Source organism: Streptomyces sp. NPDC050759 (assembly GCF_044456945.1).
In the GTDB taxonomy this organism is placed as follows: Bacteria; Actinomycetota; Actinomycetes; order Streptomycetales; family Streptomycetaceae; genus Streptomyces.
In genome coordinates, this window is sequence record NZ_JBITGI010000030.1 from 32,975 (window position 1) to 49,154 (window position 16,180).

Consider the following 16,180-nt stretch of genomic DNA (forward strand, 5'->3'; position numbering starts at 1 on the left):
GGGGCATGAGGCTGCGGGTTGGCCTGCGGTGGGCTGGTGGGGCATGAGGCTGCGGGTTGGCCTGCGGTGGGCTGGTGGGGCATGAGGCTGCGGGTTCGCCCGCGGTGGACCGGCGGGGCAGGGGTTCGCGGATTCGCCCACGGTCGACCGGCAAAGCCGCCGGCGTGGGCAAGGCCGGCGTGTGGGCTGCCCAATTCAACGATTCACCGATGACCGGGTACGGGGTTGCGGGCTCGACTGGGGCCGGCGTGCGGGACCGGAACGCCGTTGACCGGATAAGGGCTGGGGCCGGCTCGGCCACGTCGGGGCGGTCGGGCAACGTCGGGGCCCATTCCGCCGAGACCGACCCTCCCCGTGGCGGGTCTCCTCCCGCTGCGGATGACCTCGTGGCGTGCTGGGTCTCCTCTCGTCGGCCACAGCCACAGCCACAGCCACGGCCACAGCCACAGCCACGGCCACGGCCACGGCCACGGCCACGACCTCGTGCCGCGTCCGGGCTCGCGGGCGATCGGGTCCGCCCCCGTGTCGGGCTCACCTCGAGCTCTTGTCGCGCCGGGCGGCCCCACTCACCCGCCGACCGATCTCGCGCCGAGGAGGCATACCCGGCGGACCCTCATGCAGCCCGCGTGCGTCCGTCCCGTGCCTGGTCCGCCCTGCCCGAACCCGCCCCGATAGCCTTGCTGCCCGTGACTCCCACCCTCATCTGGATTCTCGTCGCGCTCGTCGCGATCGGCCTTTATCTGAGCTGGACCGCGGGCCGTCTCGACCGGCTGCACGCCAGGATCGACGCCACGCGCGCGGGCCTGGACGCGCAGTTGCTCCGCCGTGCCTCCGTGGCCCAGGAGCTGGCCACCGCGGGCGTGCTCGACCCGGCCGCGTCGATCGTCCTGTACGAGGCCGCGCACGCTGCCCGGCAGGCCGAGGAGGAGCAGCGGGAGGTCGCCGAGAGCGAGCTGAGTCAGGCATTGCGGGCCGTGTTCGCGGAGCCGGCCCAGGTGGAGGCGGTCCGCGAGGCGCCCGGGGGAGAGGCGGCCGCTCACGAACTCACCGAGGCCGTACGACGGGTCCCGATGGCTCGCCGCTTCCACAACGACGCGGTCGGCGCCGCCCGCCGCCTTCGCCAGCACCGCAAGGTCCGCTGGTTCCGCCTGGCCGGTCACGCCCCCTTCCCGATGGCCTTCGAGATGGACGACGAGCCCCCCGCGGCCCTGGTCGACCGGGCAGCGTAGGGCCAGGGCCGCACCAAAACGATCCACCGCCTCTCCATTGGCCCTTGCTGTGGCCTGGTCCGGTGACGTTTCCTCGGTGCTGCAGCAGTCCCTTTCACTTCAGCGAGGTCAACCCGTGTCCAGCACCGAGAACCAGGCTCCCGAGACCGGCACCGCGCGCGTGAAGCGCGGTATGGCGGAGCAGCTCAAGGGCGGCGTGATCATGGACGTCGTCACGCCGGAGCAGGCGAAGATCGCGGAGGACGCGGGCGCCGTCGCCGTCATGGCCCTGGAGCGGGTCCCCGCCGACATCCGCAAGGACGGCGGCGTGGCCCGGATGTCCGACCCGGACATGATCGAGGGCATCATCGAGGCCGTCTCGATCCCGGTCATGGCCAAGTCCCGCATCGGCCACTTCGTCGAGGCCCAGGTCCTGCAGTCCCTCGGCGTCGACTACATCGACGAGTCCGAGGTCCTCACCCCGGCCGACGAGGTCAATCACAGCGACAAGTTCGCCTTCACCACGCCCTTCGTCTGCGGCGCCACCAACCTGGGCGAGGCCCTGCGCCGCATCGCCGAGGGCGCGGCCATGATCCGCTCCAAGGGCGAGGCCGGCACCGGCAACGTCGTCGAGGCCGTCCGCCACCTGCGCCAGATCAAGAACGAGATCGCCAGGCTGCGCGGCTACGACAACCACGAGCTGTACGCCGCCGCCAAGGAGCTGCGCGCCCCGTACGAGCTCGTCAAGGAGGTCGCCGAACTCGGCAAGCTCCCGGTCGTGCTGTTCTCCGCCGGCGGCGTCGCCACCCCGGCCGACGCCGCCCTGATGCGCCAGCTCGGCGCCGAGGGCGTCTTCGTCGGCTCCGGCATCTTCAAGTCCGGCGACCCGGCCAAGCGCGCCGCCGCCATCGTGAAGGCCACCACCTTCTACGACGACCCCAAGATCATCGCGGACGCGTCCCGCAACCTCGGCGAGGCCATGGTCGGCATCAACTGCGACACCCTCCCCGAGACCGAGCGCTACGCCAACCGCGGCTGGTAACCACTCATGAGCACTCCTGTCATAGGCGTCCTGGCCCTCCAGGGCGACGTCCGGGAGCACCTCGTGGCCCTGGCCGCGGCCGACGCCGTGGCCAGGCCGGTGCGGCGCCCCGACGAACTCGCCGAGGTGGACGGCCTCGTCATTCCCGGCGGCGAGTCCACCACCATCTCCAAGCTGGCCGTCCTGTTCGGCGTGATGGAGCCGCTCCGCGCGCGTGTGCGTGCCGGAATGCCTGTCTACGGCACCTGCGCGGGCCTGATCATGCTGGCCGACAAGATCCTCGACCCGCGCTCGGGCCAGGAGACGATCGGCGGCATCGACATGATCGTGCGCCGCAACGCCTTCGGACGTCAGAACGAGTCCTTCGAAGCGGCGGTCGACGTGAAGGGCGTCGAGGGCGATCCTGTAGAGGGCGTTTTCATCCGCGCCCCCTGGGTCGAGTCCGTCGGCGTCGAGGCCGAGGTGCTCGCCGAGCACGAGGGCCACATCGTCGCCGTGCGTCAGGGCAACGCGCTCGCCACGTCGTTCCACCCGGAACTGACCGGCGACCACCGCGTGCACTCCCTGTTCGTCGACATGGTGCGCGCCAACCGGACGGCCGAGTCCTTGTAGGATCTCTGGCGTTCGTTGTGTGTATGGGTTACGCGAAGGAGACAGGCAGATGTCCGGCCACTCTAAATGGGCTACGACGAAGCACAAGAAGGCCGTGATCGATGCCAAGCGCGGCAAGCTCTTCGCGAAGTTGATCAAGAACATCGAGGTCGCGGCCCGGATGGGCGGAGTCGACATCGAGGGCAACCCGACGCTGTACGACGCCATCCAGAAGGCGAAGAAGCAGTCGGTCCCGAACAAGAACATCGACTCCGCGGTCAAGCGCGGCGGCGGTCTCGAGGCCGGTGGCGCCGACTACGAGACGATCATGTACGAGGGCTACGGCCCGAACGGCGTCGCGGTGCTCATCGAGTGCCTGACCGACAACCGCAACCGCGCCGCCTCCGACGTCCGTGTCGCCATGACCCGCAACGGCGGCTCCATGGCCGACCCGGGCTCGGTGTCGTACCTCTTCAACCGCAAGGGCGTCGTCATCGTCCCCAAGGGCGAGCTCACCGAGGACGACGTCCTCGGTGCCGTCCTGGACGCGGGCGCCGAGGAGGTCAACGACCTCGGGGAGTCCTTCGAGGTCATCAGCGAGGCCACCGACCTGGTCGCGGTCCGCACCGCCCTCCAGGACGCCGGCATCGACTACGACTCCGCCGACGCCAACTTCGTTCCGACCATGCAGGTCGAGCTGGACGAGGAAGGGGCCAAGAAGATCTTCAAGTTGATCGACGCCCTCGAGGACAGCGACGACGTCCAGAACGTCTTCGCCAACTTCGACGTGAGCGACGAGGTCATGGAGAAGGTCGACGCCTGAGCCGACGCTCACCTTCGAACGGGCCGACGGGACACCCCCGTCGGCCCGTCGCGTTGCCGGGGGTTGTTGGCGCCCGTTGTCGGTGGCACCCGATAGCCTGCACAAACAGGAGATCGAAGGGCGGGGTGAGCGTGCGCGTACTCGGGGTGGACCCCGGACTGACGCGGTGCGGTGTCGGCGTGGTCGAAGGCGTCGCCGGCCGGCCGCTCACGATGATCGGCGTCGGGGTCGTACGCACGCCCGCGGACGCCGAGTTGGGGCAGCGGCTCGTCGCCGTCGAGCAGGGCATCGAGCAGTGGCTGGACGAGTACCGGCCCGAATGCCTCGCCGTGGAGCGGGTGTTCAGCCAGCACAACGTCCGTACGGTGATGGGCACCGCTCAGGCCAGCGCCGTCGCGATGCTGTGCGCCGCCCGCCGTGGCATGCCCGTCGCCCTGCACACCCCGAGCGAGGTCAAGGCCGCCGTCACCGGCAGCGGACGCGCCGACAAGGCCCAGGTCGGCGCCATGGTCACCCGCCTGCTGCGGCTCGACGCCCCGCCCAAGCCGGCCGACGCCGCCGACGCCCTCGCGCTCGCCATCTGCCACATCTGGCGCGCGCCCGCCCAGAACCGACTCCAGCAGGCCGTCGCCCTGCACGCAGCCACAGCACGGAAAGGCCGTACGGCATGATCGCCTTTGTGAGCGGCACGGTCGCCGCACTCGCTCCCGACGCCGCCGTGGTCGAGGTCGGCGGTATCGGCATGGCGGTGCAATGCACGCCGAACACGCTCTCGACGCTCCGCCTCGGCAAACCCGCCAAGCTCGCCACCTCCCTCGTCGTACGGGAGGACTCCCTCACCCTCTACGGCTTCGTCGACGACGACGAGCGCCAGGTCTTCGAACTGCTGCAGACCGCGAGCGGAGTCGGCCCGCGGCTGGCCCAGTCCATGCTGGCGGTGCACGCGCCCGACGCGCTGCGCCGAGCGGTGGCCACGGGCGACGAGAAGGCGCTCATCGCCGTGCCCGGCATCGGCAAGAAAGGCGCCCAGAAGCTGCTCCTGGAGCTGAAGGACCGGCTGGGCGAGCCGATCGGCGCGCCCGCGATCGGCGCTCCGGTCACCCAGGGCTGGCGCGACCAGCTGCACGCGGCCCTGATCGGCCTCGGATACGCCACGCGTGAGGCCGACGAGGCCGTCACCGCCGTCGCCCCGCAGGCAGAGGCAGCCGGGGGCACACCCCAGGTCGGCCAACTGCTGAAGGCGGCCCTCCAGACCCTGAACCGCGCCCGCTGACCCACCCGACACAGAGGCACACCACATGAACTGGGACGACACCACCGACGCGAGCGCCTCCGAGCGGCTCGTCGGTGCGTCCGCCGACCGTGAGGACCAGGCGGTGGAGGCCGCCCTGCGCCCCAAGGACCTGGACGAGTTCATCGGCCAGGAGAAGGTGCGCGAACAGCTCGACCTGGTGCTCCGGGCGGCACGCGCGCGGGGTGCCACCGCCGACCATGTGCTGCTCTCCGGCGCCCCCGGCCTCGGCAAGACCACCCTGTCGATGATCATCGCGGCCGAGATGAACGCCCCGATCCGGATCACCAGCGGCCCCGCCATCCAGCACGCCGGCGACCTCGCGGCGATCCTCTCCTCCCTCCAGGAGGGCGAGGTTCTCTTCCTCGACGAGATCCACCGCATGTCGCGGCCCGCCGAGGAGATGCTCTACATGGCGATGGAGGACTTCCGCGTCGACGTCATCGTCGGCAAGGGCCCCGGCGCCACCGCCATCCCGCTGGAGCTGCCCCCGTTCACGCTGGTCGGCGCCACCACGCGCGCGGGCCTGCTGCCGCCTCCGCTGCGCGACCGCTTCGGCTTCACCGCGCACATGGAGTTCTACGAACCCGCCGAGCTTGAACGCGTCATCCACCGCTCGGCCAACCTGCTCGACGTCGAGATCGGTGCCGACGGCGCCGCCGAGATCGCGGGCCGCTCCCGCGGCACGCCCCGTATCGCCAACCGTCTGCTGCGCCGGGTCCGGGACTACGCCCAGGTCAGGGCCGACGGAGTCATCACGCGCGACATCGCCGCGGCAGCGCTCAAGGTCTACGAGGTCGACGCCCGCGGCCTCGACCGCCTCGACCGCGGAGTCCTGGAGGCCCTGCTCAAGCTCTTCGGCGGCGGCCCGGTCGGCCTGTCCACCCTCGCGGTCGCGGTGGGGGAGGAGCGCGAGACCGTCGAGGAGGTCGCCGAACCCTTCCTCGTGCGCGAGGGCCTGCTCGCCCGCACGCCCCGCGGACGGGTCGCCACTCCCGCCGCATGGGCGCACCTCGGCCTCACCCCGCCCCGCTCGGCGTCCACAGGAAACGGACAACAGGACCTGTTCGGGACGTGACGCGATCGTGACGGCGCGGGCATTGGCCCGGTCAGGAACCCTGGTGCCATGCTGAGCGTTGTTCACTGCGCGCGGACTCGCTTAGACTCCGCCGATGCCGCCTTTGTCGGCGGCAGACATACCCCCAACCATCAGGCCGCTCACCTCGCGGTCGCGTGAAGGAAGTACCGACCCGTGAGTCTCGTGACCCTCCTCCCGTTCATCGTGCTCATCGGGGCCATGTTCCTGATGACCCGCTCGGCCAAGAAGAAGCAGCAGCAGGCCGCCAGCATGCGGAACGACATGCAGCCCGGCAGTGGCGTCCGCACCATCGGGGGCATGTACGCCACGGTCAAGGAGGTCAACGAGGACACGGTCCTCCTCGACGCCGCTCCCGGCGTCGAACTTCTCTTCGCGAAGAACGCCATCGGTGCCGTCCTGACCGACGACGAGTACAACCGCATCGTCCACGGCATCGAGCACGACCTGAAGTCCGACTCCGACGTCGTCCCGGACGACGCCTCCTCCCTCTCCGACACCGAGACCGACGAGTCCGCCGACGAAGCTGCCGCCGCCTCCGACGAGAAGTCCGTCGACCTCGGTAAGAAGGACACGGCCGAGGAGCCCGCCGACGAGGCGCCCGCCAAGGCCGACGCCGAGAGCGAGGCAACCGAGGCGAAGTCGGACGACGAGCCGAAGAAGACCGACGGCGACTCCGGCGCGAAGTAGTCGCACTCCGGGGCGCGCGGACCAACTCCGCGCGCCCCGGACCTGCGCGGCTCGCACGGGATCCCGACACCAGTCATGGCCGCCCGCCCGCCGATCCGGCGCGAGAGCGGCCCGAGAGGGAGTACGAGAAGGTGGCAGCACCTAAAAGGGGCCGGAGCGCGAGTGCCCAGAGCAAGCCAGGGCGCGCGCTGGCCCTGATCCTGATCGCCATCGTGGCGCTCACCGGTGGAATGTTCCTCTCCGGGCACACCACCCCGCGCCTCGGCATCGACCTTGCCGGAGGCACCAGCATCACGCTGGAGGCCAAGGCCGACCAGGGGTCCGCGATCAACAAGGCCAACATGGACACCGCGGTCGACATCATGAACCGCCGTGTCAACGGCCTGGGCGTCTCCGAGGCGGAGGTGCAGACCCAGGGTGATCGCAACATCATCGTGAACATCCCGAAGGGCACCAACTCCCAAGAGGCCCGCGACCAGGTCGGCACCACCGCCAAGCTGTACTTCCGCCCGGTCCTGGCCCAGGAGGCCACCGGCGGCGCCGCGGCCACCTCGCCGAGCCCGTCAGCGAGCGGCTCCTCGACCGCGTCGCCGAGCCCCTCCGCGAGCAAGTCCGGTTCCACGGGTGAGAAGGCGACCTCGTCGTCCTCCCCGTCGGCCTCCGCCACCTCGCAGGGCCGCGCCGTCACCGACGCGCTGAAGGCGGACTCCACGCCGTCGGCGTCCGCGAGCGCGTCGAGCTCCGCGTCCCCGTCGGCCCCCGCGAGCGGCGGCACCGACACCTCCTCCGCCCAGGCCAAGCTCCAGGCCCAGTACACCGCCCTGGACTGCTCCAAGAAGGCGCAGCGCAACACCGCCGGCGACGGCGCCAAGCCGACCGACACCACGGTGGGCTGCGGCGAGAGCTCCGGCGTCTGGTACAAGTACCTGCTCGGCCCGGCCGCCGTCGACGGCACCGAGGTCAAGAAGGCCCAGGCGGTCTTCGACACCCAGACCGCCGCCGGCTGGCAGGTCACCATGACCTTCAACGGCAAGGGCTCCAAGAAGTTCGCGGACATCACGGGCCAGCTCGCGAAGAACACCCAGCCGCAGAACGAGTTCGGCATCGTCCTCGACGGCGAGGTCGTCTCCAGCCCCTACGTCAGCTCCTCGATCACCGGCGGCAGCGCCCAGATCTCCGGCAGCTTCACGCAGGAGGAGGCCCAGAACCTCGCCAACATGCTGTCGTACGGCGCCCTTCCGCTCTCCTTCAAGGAGCAGAGCGTGACCACGGTGACCGCGGCGCTCGGCGGTGACCAGCTGCACGCCGGTCTCCTCGCCGGTGCCATCGGCCTCCTCCTGGTCGTGATCTACCTGGTGGCGTACTACCGGGGCCTGTCGCTCGTCGCGATGGCCTCGCTGCTGGTCTCCGGCATCCTCACCTACGTGCTCATGGCGCTGCTCGGCCCGGCCATCGGCTTCGCGCTGAACCTGCCGGCCGTGTGCGGTGCCATCGTCGCCATCGGTATCACCGCGGACTCGTTCATCGTGTACTTCGAACGCATAAGGGACGAGATCCGGGAGGGCCGCTCGCTGCGTCCCGCCGTCGAGCGGGCCTGGCCGCGTGCCCGGCGCACCATCCTGGTCTCCGACTTCGTGTCGTTCCTCGCCGCCGCGGTGCTGTTCATCGTGACGGTCGGCAAGGTCCAGGGCTTCGCGTTCACGCTCGGCCTGACCACCGTGCTCGACGTCGTCGTGGTCTTCTTCTTCACCAAGCCGCTGATGACGCTGCTGGCCCGTCGGAAGTTCTTCGCGAGCGGCAGCAAGTGGTCCGGCCTCGACCCGAAGAGTCTGGGTGCCAAGCCCCCGCTGCGCCGCACCCGCCGTCCCGCCCCCGTTGAGACGAAGGAGGCGTGAGCATGTCGAAACTCGGCAACCTCGGCGCCCGACTGCACCGTGGCGAGATCAGCTACGACTTCATCGGTCACCGCAAGCTCTGGTACGGCATCTCGATCCTGATCACCATCACGGCGATCGTGGGCCTCGCGGTACGCGGCCTCAACATGGGCATCGACTTCCAGGGCGGCGCGGTCTTCACCACCCAGAAGACCAGTGTCTCGGTCTCCCAGGCCGAGGACTACGCGAAGGAAGCATCCGGCCACGACGCCGTCGTGCAGAAGCTCGGCAACGGCACGCTGCGCATCCAGATCGCCGGTATGGACACCCAGCAGTCCGACCAGATCAAGACCGACCTGGCCAAGGACTTCAAGGTCGACCCGGAGACCATCGCCGCCGACCTGGTCGGACCCAGCTGGGGCGACCAGATCGCCAACAAGGCCTGGCAGGGCCTGGCGATCTTCATGGTCCTCGTCGTGATCTATCTGGCGATCGCCTTCGAATGGCGCATGGCCATCGCGGCGCTCGTCGCCCTGATCCACGACATCACCATCACCGTAGGCATCTACGCCCTCGTCGGCTTCGAGGTCACGCCGGGCACGGTGATCGGTCTGCTGACCATCCTCGGTTACTCGCTCTACGACACGGTGGTCGTCTTCGACTCCCTCAAGGAGCAGACCAAGGACATCACCAAGCAGAACCGGTGGACGTACAGCGACATCGCCAACCGTTCGATCAACGGCACCCTGGTCCGTTCGATCAACACCACGGTGGTCGCGCTGCTCCCGGTGGCGGGCCTGCTGTTCATCGGTGGCGGCTTCCTCGGCGCGGGCACGCTCAACGACATCTCGCTGTCGCTGTTCGTCGGTCTCGCCGCCGGTGCCTACTCCTCGATCTTCATCGCCACCCCGCTCGTCGCCGACCTCAAGGAACGCGAGCCGGCGATCAAGGCCCTCAGGAAGCGGGTCCTGGCCAAGCGTGCCCAGGCGTCCGCCGAGGAGGAGACGGCCGACGCGCGTCCCGTCTCCGACGAGCCGGACGACGACGCCGCCCCCGCGGTCGTCGGTCCGCGCACCCAGCCCGCGTCCCGGGGCCGGGGCCGTGGCCGTCCCTCGGGGAAGCGCCGATGACCGAGCTCACCGACGTCACGGCGCTGCTGCTCAGCCGTATCCGTGATGTGGCCGACTATCCGGAGCCAGGAGTGATGTTCAAGGACATCACCCCGCTCCTGGCGGACCCTGCGGCGTTCTCGGCGCTCACCGACGCGCTGGCGGCGGTCGCGGCGAACACCGGCGCCACGAAGGTCGTCGGCCTGGAGGCCCGGGGCTTCATCCTCGGCGCCCCGGTCGCGATCCGCGCGGGCCTCGGCTTCATCCCCGTACGGAAGGCGGGCAAGCTCCCCGGGGCGACCCTCAGCCAGGCGTACGACCTGGAGTACGGCTCGGCGGAGATCGAGGTGCACGCGGAGGACCTGTCCGCCGACGACCGCATCCTGATCGTCGACGACGTCCTGGCCACCGGCGGCACCGCCGAGGCCTCGATCGAGCTGATCCGCCGAGCGGGCGCCGAGGTCGCAGGCCTCGCGGTCCTGATGGAACTGGGCTTCCTGGGCGGCCGGGCCCGCCTGGAGCCGGCGCTGGCCGGAGCCCCGCTGGAGTCACTCCTCAAGGTCTGACCCACAGCAAGCCCCGCACGAACGGCCGTCCCTCTTCGGGGCGGCCGTTCGCATGTGAGCCGGGCGCTGTCCGCCGCGGCCCGGGCCACCCTCAGGAATCATGCGGGAGCGCCTCTTGTTGCACGTGTAGACGTCCCCCACATCGGGCTGAAGGCGATCCCCGGGCGCAGGATCGCTACCATGGGGTCTCCGGAGCCTGACCGGGGGACCCGGATCGCGCACGAGGAGTCCTCTTGCCAGACGAGGCCCAGCCCCTTACCGCCGCCAAGCCCGAGCCCGACTCGGCGCCCGCGGCCAAGCCCGCGCCGGACGCGAAGAGCGCGACGAACGACGCCCGCGGGCCGGTCGAGCACGCCCAGTCGGCGCCCGTCGACAAGCCGGCCGAACCGCCCCGGCCCAAGCCCGCGACGCCCGAGGGCTCCACGTCGGCTACCCCAGCGGCCCGTCCCAGCGCGGGCCAGCCCGCCCGTACCGGCTCCTCCAACCGCGTCCGTGCCCGTCTCGCCCGCCTCGGCGTCCAGCGCTCCAACCCGTACAACCCGGTCCTGGAGCCCTTGCTGCGGATAGTGCGCAGCAACGACCCGAAGATCGAGACCGCCACGCTCCGCCAGATCGAGAAGGCCTACCAGGTCGCCGAGCGCTGGCACCGCGGCCAGAAGCGCAAGAGCGGCGACCCGTACATCACCCACCCCCTCGCGGTGACCACGATCCTTGCCGAGCTCGGCATGGACCCGGCCACCCTCATGGCGGGCCTGCTGCACGACACCGTCGAGGACACCGAGTACGGCCTCGACCAGCTCCGCCGCGACTTCGGCGACTCCGTGGCCCTGCTCGTCGACGGCGTCACCAAGCTCGACAAGGTCAAGTTCGGCGAGGCCGCGCAGGCGGAGACCGTGCGCAAGATGGTCGTGGCGATGGCCAAGGACCCCCGCGTCCTGGTCATCAAGCTCGCCGACCGCCTGCACAACATGCGCACCATGCGCTATCTCAAGCGCGAGAAGCAGGAGAAGAAGGCGCGCGAGACGCTGGAGATCTACGCCCCGCTCGCCCACCGCCTCGGCATGAACACCATCAAGTGGGAGCTGGAGGACCTCGCCTTCGCGATCCTCTACCCGAAGATGTACGACGAGATCGTACGGCTGGTGGCAGAGCGGGCGCCCAAGCGCGACGAGTACCTGGCCATAGTGACCGACGAGGTGCAGTCCGACCTGCGCGCGGCCCGGATCAAGGCCACCGTCACCGGGCGGCCGAAGCACTACTACAGCGTCTACCAGAAGATGATCGTCCGCGGCCGCGACTTCGCGGAGATCTACGACCTGGTCGGCATCCGAGTCCTCGTCGACACCGTCCGCGACTGCTACGCCGCCCTCGGCACCGTGCACGCGCGATGGAACCCGGTCCCCGGCCGGTTCAAGGACTACATCGCGATGCCCAAGTTCAACATGTACCAGTCGCTGCACACCACGGTCATCGGGCCGAACGGCAAGCCGGTCGAACTCCAGATCCGTACGTTCGACATGCACCGCCGCGCCGAGTACGGCATCGCCGCGCACTGGAAGTACAAGCAGGAGGCCGTCGCCGGTACCTCCAAGGTGCGCTCGGACCAGCCGCGGACCACCGGCAAGGACGACCACCTCAACGACATGGCGTGGCTGCGCCAACTCCTGGACTGGCAGAAGGAGACCGAGGACCCCGGCGAGTTCCTGGAGTCCCTGCGCTTCGACCTCTCCCGCAACGAGGTCTTCGTCTTCACCCCCAAGGGCGACGTCATAGCGCTGCCGGCCGGTGCCACACCGGTCGACTTCTCCTACGCGGTGCACACCGAGGTGGGCCACCGCACCATAGGAGCCCGCGTCAACGGCCGTCTCGTACCGCTCGAATCGACCCTGGACAACGGCGACCTCGTCGAGGTCTTCACCTCCAAGGCACCCGGGGCAGGGCCGTCCCGGGACTGGCTGAACTTCGTGAAGTCGCCGCGGGCGCGCAACAAGATCCGCGCCTGGTTCTCCAAGGAGCGCCGCGACGAGGCGATCGAGCAGGGCAAGGACGCCATCGTCCGCGCGATGCGCAAACAGAACCTGCCGATCCAGCGCATCCTCACCGGTGACTCGCTCGTCACGCTCGCGCACGAGATGCGGTACTCCGACATCTCCGCCCTGTACGCGGCGATCGGCGAGGGACATGTCTCCGCGCAGAACATCGTGCAGAAACTCGTCTCCGCGCTCGGCGGCGAGGAAGCGGCCACCGAGGAGATCGACGAGTCGGTTCCGAGCCGCGGCCGTCGCAAGCGGCGCTCCAACACCGACCCGGGCGTCGTCGTCAAGGGTGTCGAGGACGTGTGGGTCAAGCTGGCCCGCTGTTGCACACCCGTCCCCGGCGACCCGATCATCGGTTTCGTCACCCGCGGTAGTGGCGTATCGGTTCACCGCAGCGACTGCGTCAACGTGGACTCACTGTCCCGCGAGCCCGAGCGCATCCTCGAGGTCGAGTGGGCGCCCACGCAGTCCTCGGTCTTCCTGGTCGCCATCCAGGTCGAGGCCCTGGACCGCTCCCGGCTCCTCTCCGACGTCACCCGCGTCCTGTCCGACCAGCACGTCAACATCCTCTCCGCGGCCGTACAGACCTCCCGCGACCGCGTCGCCACCTCCCGCTTCACCTTCGAGATGGGCGACCCGAAGCACCTCGGTCACGTCCTGAAGGCGGTCAGGGGAGTCGAGGGCGTGTACGACGTCTACCGCGTGACCTCGGCGCGGAACCGGTCGTAGCAGACACGGGAAAGGGCCCCGCACCCAAGGTGCGGGGCCCTTTCCCATACGGCCTCAGCCGCCGAACTCCTGGAGACCCTTGAGGGCCTGGTCCAGGAGCGCCTGGCGGCCCTCCAGCTCACGCTCCAGCTTGTCGGCCCTGGCGTTGTTGCCCTGGGCGCGTGCCTGGTCGATCTGGCCCCTGAGCTTGTCCACGGCGGCCTGGAGCTGGCCGGTCAGACCCGCGGCACGCGCGCGTGCCTCCGGGTTGGTCCGGCGCCACTCGGTCTCCTCGGCCTCCTGGAGGGCGCGCTCGACGGCGTGCATCCGGCCCTCGACCTTCGGCCGGGCGTCCCGCGGGACGTGACCGATGGCCTCCCAGCGCTCGTTGATCGCGCGGAAGGCGGCGCGGGCGCTCTTCAGGTCACCGATCGGCAGGAGCTTCTCGGCCTCCTCGGCCAGCTCCTCCTTCAGCTTGAGGTTCTCGGTCTGCTCGGCGTCCCGCTCGGCGAAGACCGAGCTGCGGGCGGCGAAGAACACGTCCTGGGCGCCGCGGAAGCGGTTCCACAGGTCGTCCTCGTGCTCGCGCTGGGCGCGGCCGGCCGCCTTCCACTCGGCCATCAGCTCGCGGTAGCGCGCGGCCGTCGGACCCCAGTCCGTCGACCCGGACAGCGCCTCGGCCTCGCCGACCAGGCGCTCCTTGGTCCTGCGGGCGTCCTCGCGCTGCGCGTCCAGCGACGCGAAGTGGGCCTTGCGGCGCTTGGAGAACGCCGAGCGCGCGTGCGAGAAGCGGTGCCACAGCTCGTCGTCCGACTTGCGGTCCAGGCGGGGCAGACCCTTCCAGGTGTCCACCAGCGCGCGCAGCCGCTCACCGGCGGCCCGCCACTGGTCGGACTGGGCCAGCTCCTCCGCCTCGACGACCAGCGCCTCCTTGGCGTGCCGGGCCTCGTCGGACTGCTTCGCGCGCTGCTGCTTGCGCTCCTCGCGGCGCTTGTCGACGGTCTCCACGAGCTTGTCCAACCGCACCTTGAGCGCGTCCAGGTCGCCGACCGCGTGATGCGCGTCGACCTGCTCGCGGATGTGGTCGATGGCCGCCTGAGCGTCCTTCGCCGACAGGTCGGTGGTCTTCACCCGCTTCTCGAGGAGGCCGATCTCGACAACCAGGCCCTCGTACTTGCGCTCGAAGTAGGCCAGGGCTTCCTCGGGGGAGCCGGCCTGCCAGGAACCGACGACCTGCTCGCCGTCGGCCGTACGCACGTACACGGTCCCCGTCTCGTCGACGCGGCCCCACGGGTCGCTGCTCACAGCGCCTCCTCCACATGATGCCGAGAGGCTTCAGCGCCCCCGGGCATCGTCCACAGTTTCGTCACGGCCAACATAGGCGACCGGCGGGTTGCCTGTCCGCATCCCGCGCGACCGAAATTTCGCACTTGGCGGTCAGGATTTGCTGACCGTCGCCTTGTTGATCACGACGGTCGCGTTCGGCGCGCCGTCGCCCGCGCCGGTGCTCTCACCGGCCGCGGCGATCTTCTTCAGCACCTTCATACCGGATTCCGAGATCGTGCCGAACGGGGTGTAGCTCGGGGGCAGCTGGCTGTCCTCGTAGACGAGGAAGAACTGGCTCCCGCCGGTGTGCGCCTGCCCGGTGTTCGCCATCGCGACGGTGCCCGCCGGGTAGACGTTGGACTTGAGGCTCTTGTCCTTCAGGTTCTCGTCCGGGATGGTGTAGCCCGGTCCGCCGCTGCCGGAGCCCGTCGGGTCGCCGCACTGCAGGACGTAGATGCCGTTGGTGGTGAGCCGGTGGCACTTGGTGTGGTCGAAGAAGCCCTTGTTCGCCAGGAAGTCGAACGAGTTCACGGTGTGCGGGGCCGCCGACGCCTTCAGCGCGATGTCGATCTTCCCGCAGGTCGTCGCGAGGTCAAGGGTGTATTTCGCCGACTTGTCGATGGACATCGCCGGCTCCTTCTTCCAGGTCTGCGTCTCGACCTTGCCGGGGGCCGCCTTCTCACACGGGTCCGGCGCCTTGCTCGGCGTCGCGCTGGGAGTGGTCTGAGCGCTCGCGCTGGCCTTGTCGTCGTCTTTCATGACCCCGGACGTGTAGAGCGCCAGGCTGCCCACCAGGACCACGCCGAGCACCGACGCGATCACAGAGTTGCGTACACGGGCCTTGCGGCGCGCGGCCGTGCGCCGCTGCTGCTGCCGCAAGAACTTCTCCCGCGCGAGCTGCCGCTTCCGCTGTTCCTGGGTGACCACGGGGTTCTCTCCTCATGCGTCTCGTACGCCGACCGGTACGCATGCGTCCTATGAACCGACCGCCTGCGTGTGCCCCGTACCGTATATGGGTTCGCTGAGGAATCGGCAGCGCCGGTAGGCTCTGACCACTGGGGCAGCCGCCCGGAAGACCGCCCGTACCTAGACAAACCGAGGACGATCGTGCTCATTGCCGGGTTCCCCGCCGGGGCCTGGGGGACGAACTGTTATCTCGTCGCCCCCGCCGCCGGTGAGGAGTGCGTGATCATCGACCCGGGCCACCAGGCCGCCGAGGGAGTCGAGGAAGCGCTGAAGAAGCATCGGCTCAAGCCCGTCGCCGTCGTCCTCACCCACGGCCACATCGACCACGTGGCCTCGGTCGTCCCCGTGTGCGGCGCGCACGGAGTACCTGCCTGGATCCACCCCGAGGACCGCTACATGATGAAGGACCCGTCGATGGGTCTCGGGCGTTCCATCGGGATGCCGCTCATGGGCGAGATCACCGTGGGGGAGCCGGACGACGTCAAGGAGCTGACCGACGGCGCGAAGCTGGAGCTCGCGGGGCTGGAGCTGTCCGTCGCGCACGCGCCGGGCCATACCAAGGGGTCGGTGACCTTCCGGATGCCCGAGACGGCCGAGATTCCCTCGGTCTTCTTCTCGGGTGATCTGCTCTTCGCCGGCTCCATCGGACGCACCGACCTGCCCGGCGGTGACATGGCCGAGATGCTCGACTCGCTGGCCCGCGTGTGCCTGCCGCTCGACGACTCGACCGTGGTGCTGTCCGGCCACGGCCCCCAGACGACCATCGGCCAGGAGCGCGCCACCAACCCGTATCTGCGGGAGGTGGCCGACGGCCAGGGAGCCACCGAGGCTCCCCGACGAGGAATGTGACAAGA

15 protein-coding genes are annotated in these 16,180 nt (G+C 69.8%); 13 read left to right on the forward strand and 2 right to left on the reverse strand.

Features of this window, described 5'->3' with window-relative positions; all coding sequences use genetic code 11:
* Positions 1 to 686 precede the first annotated feature (686 nt).
* From ACIBJB_RS45790 to ACIBJB_RS45845, 12 genes are all read left to right on the forward strand, one after another.
* Positions 687 to 1,229, forward strand: a complete 543-nt coding sequence (locus ACIBJB_RS45790) for a hypothetical protein (RefSeq protein ID WP_398940101.1) — start codon at positions 687 to 689, stop codon at positions 1,227 to 1,229.
* Between the two features lie 115 nt (positions 1,230 to 1,344).
* Entirely contained in the window at positions 1,345 to 2,250 is a 906-nt protein-coding gene (pdxS, locus tag ACIBJB_RS45795) for a pyridoxal 5'-phosphate synthase lyase subunit PdxS (RefSeq protein WP_352247992.1), read from the forward strand.
* A gap of 6 nt (positions 2,251 to 2,256) precedes the next feature.
* Positions 2,257 to 2,862 (forward strand): pyridoxal 5'-phosphate synthase glutaminase subunit PdxT, encoded by a 606-nt coding sequence (pdxT, locus tag ACIBJB_RS45800; RefSeq protein WP_398940102.1) that lies wholly within the window; start codon positions 2,257 to 2,259, stop codon positions 2,860 to 2,862.
* A gap of 49 nt (positions 2,863 to 2,911) precedes the next feature.
* Complete coding sequence (locus ACIBJB_RS45805; RefSeq protein ID WP_398940103.1) at positions 2,912 to 3,664, forward strand: YebC/PmpR family DNA-binding transcriptional regulator; 753 nt, start codon at positions 2,912 to 2,914, stop codon at positions 3,662 to 3,664.
* Between the two features lie 131 nt (positions 3,665 to 3,795).
* Positions 3,796 to 4,335, forward strand: coding sequence for a crossover junction endodeoxyribonuclease RuvC (gene ruvC, locus ACIBJB_RS45810; RefSeq protein ID WP_398940141.1), 540 nt, complete (start codon positions 3,796 to 3,798; stop codon positions 4,333 to 4,335).
* On the forward strand, positions 4,332 to 4,937 hold the full coding sequence (gene ruvA, locus ACIBJB_RS45815) for a Holliday junction branch migration protein RuvA (protein WP_398940104.1): 606 nt from the start codon (positions 4,332 to 4,334) through the stop codon (positions 4,935 to 4,937). Before ruvC ends, ruvA begins: the two co-directional genes overlap by 4 nt.
* A gap of 25 nt (positions 4,938 to 4,962) precedes the next feature.
* Entirely contained in the window at positions 4,963 to 6,033 is a 1,071-nt protein-coding gene (gene ruvB, locus ACIBJB_RS45820; protein WP_398940105.1) for a Holliday junction branch migration DNA helicase RuvB, read from the forward strand.
* Positions 6,034 to 6,207: 174 nt separating this feature from the next.
* Positions 6,208 to 6,741: a preprotein translocase subunit YajC gene (gene yajC / locus ACIBJB_RS45825; RefSeq protein WP_398940106.1), complete on the forward strand. Its 534-nt coding sequence runs from the start codon at positions 6,208 to 6,210 to the stop codon at positions 6,739 to 6,741.
* Between the two features lie 131 nt (positions 6,742 to 6,872).
* On the forward strand, positions 6,873 to 8,636 hold the full coding sequence (gene secD, locus ACIBJB_RS45830; protein ID WP_398940107.1) for a protein translocase subunit SecD: 1,764 nt from the start codon (positions 6,873 to 6,875) through the stop codon (positions 8,634 to 8,636).
* 2 nt (positions 8,637 to 8,638) lie between these two features.
* On the forward strand, positions 8,639 to 9,745 hold the full coding sequence (gene secF, locus ACIBJB_RS45835) for a protein translocase subunit SecF (RefSeq protein WP_398940142.1): 1,107 nt from the start codon (positions 8,639 to 8,641) through the stop codon (positions 9,743 to 9,745).
* On the forward strand, positions 9,742 to 10,290 hold the full coding sequence (locus tag ACIBJB_RS45840) for an adenine phosphoribosyltransferase (RefSeq protein WP_398940108.1): 549 nt from the start codon (positions 9,742 to 9,744) through the stop codon (positions 10,288 to 10,290). The genes secF and ACIBJB_RS45840 overlap by 4 nt, the downstream gene beginning before the upstream one ends.
* A 233-nt stretch (positions 10,291 to 10,523) precedes the next feature.
* The gene (locus ACIBJB_RS45845; protein WP_398940109.1) at positions 10,524 to 13,055 is read left to right on the forward strand and encodes a RelA/SpoT family protein; all 2,532 of its coding nucleotides are present in this window, start codon (positions 10,524 to 10,526) and stop codon (positions 13,053 to 13,055) included.
* Positions 13,056 to 13,109: 54 nt separating this feature from the next.
* Here the strand turns inward: ACIBJB_RS45845 and ACIBJB_RS45850 are convergent, their stop codons facing one another.
* Complete coding sequence (locus ACIBJB_RS45850) at positions 13,110 to 14,339, reverse strand: DUF349 domain-containing protein (RefSeq protein WP_062045071.1); 1,230 nt, start codon at positions 14,337 to 14,339, stop codon at positions 13,110 to 13,112.
* A gap of 132 nt (positions 14,340 to 14,471) precedes the next feature.
* Positions 14,472 to 15,287: a peptidylprolyl isomerase gene (locus ACIBJB_RS45855; protein WP_398940110.1), complete on the reverse strand. Its 816-nt coding sequence runs from the start codon at positions 15,285 to 15,287 to the stop codon at positions 14,472 to 14,474.
* Between the two features lie 180 nt (positions 15,288 to 15,467).
* On the opposite strand from ACIBJB_RS45855, the gene ACIBJB_RS45860 reads away from it, so the two are divergent.
* The gene (locus ACIBJB_RS45860; protein WP_398940111.1) at positions 15,468 to 16,175 is read left to right on the forward strand and encodes an MBL fold metallo-hydrolase; all 708 of its coding nucleotides are present in this window, start codon (positions 15,468 to 15,470) and stop codon (positions 16,173 to 16,175) included.
* Positions 16,176 to 16,180: the final 5 nt, after the last annotated feature.

Excerpts from the sequence above, each read along its gene's own strand:
- ruvB (WP_398940105.1), top strand. The coding sequence starts at position 4,963 with ATGAACTGGGACGACACCACCGACGCGAGCGCCTCCGAGCGGCTCGTC.
- ruvA (WP_398940104.1), top strand. The coding sequence starts at position 4,332 with ATGATCGCCTTTGTGAGCGGCACGGTCGCCGCACTCGCTCCCGACGCC.
- ACIBJB_RS45805 (WP_398940103.1), top strand. The coding sequence starts at position 2,912 with ATGTCCGGCCACTCTAAATGGGCTACGACGAAGCACAAGAAGGCCGTG.
- secF (WP_398940142.1), top strand. The coding sequence starts at position 8,639 with ATGTCGAAACTCGGCAACCTCGGCGCCCGACTGCACCGTGGCGAGATC.
- ACIBJB_RS45840 (WP_398940108.1), top strand. The coding sequence starts at position 9,742 with ATGACCGAGCTCACCGACGTCACGGCGCTGCTGCTCAGCCGTATCCGT.
- pdxT (WP_398940102.1), top strand. The coding sequence starts at position 2,257 with ATGAGCACTCCTGTCATAGGCGTCCTGGCCCTCCAGGGCGACGTCCGG.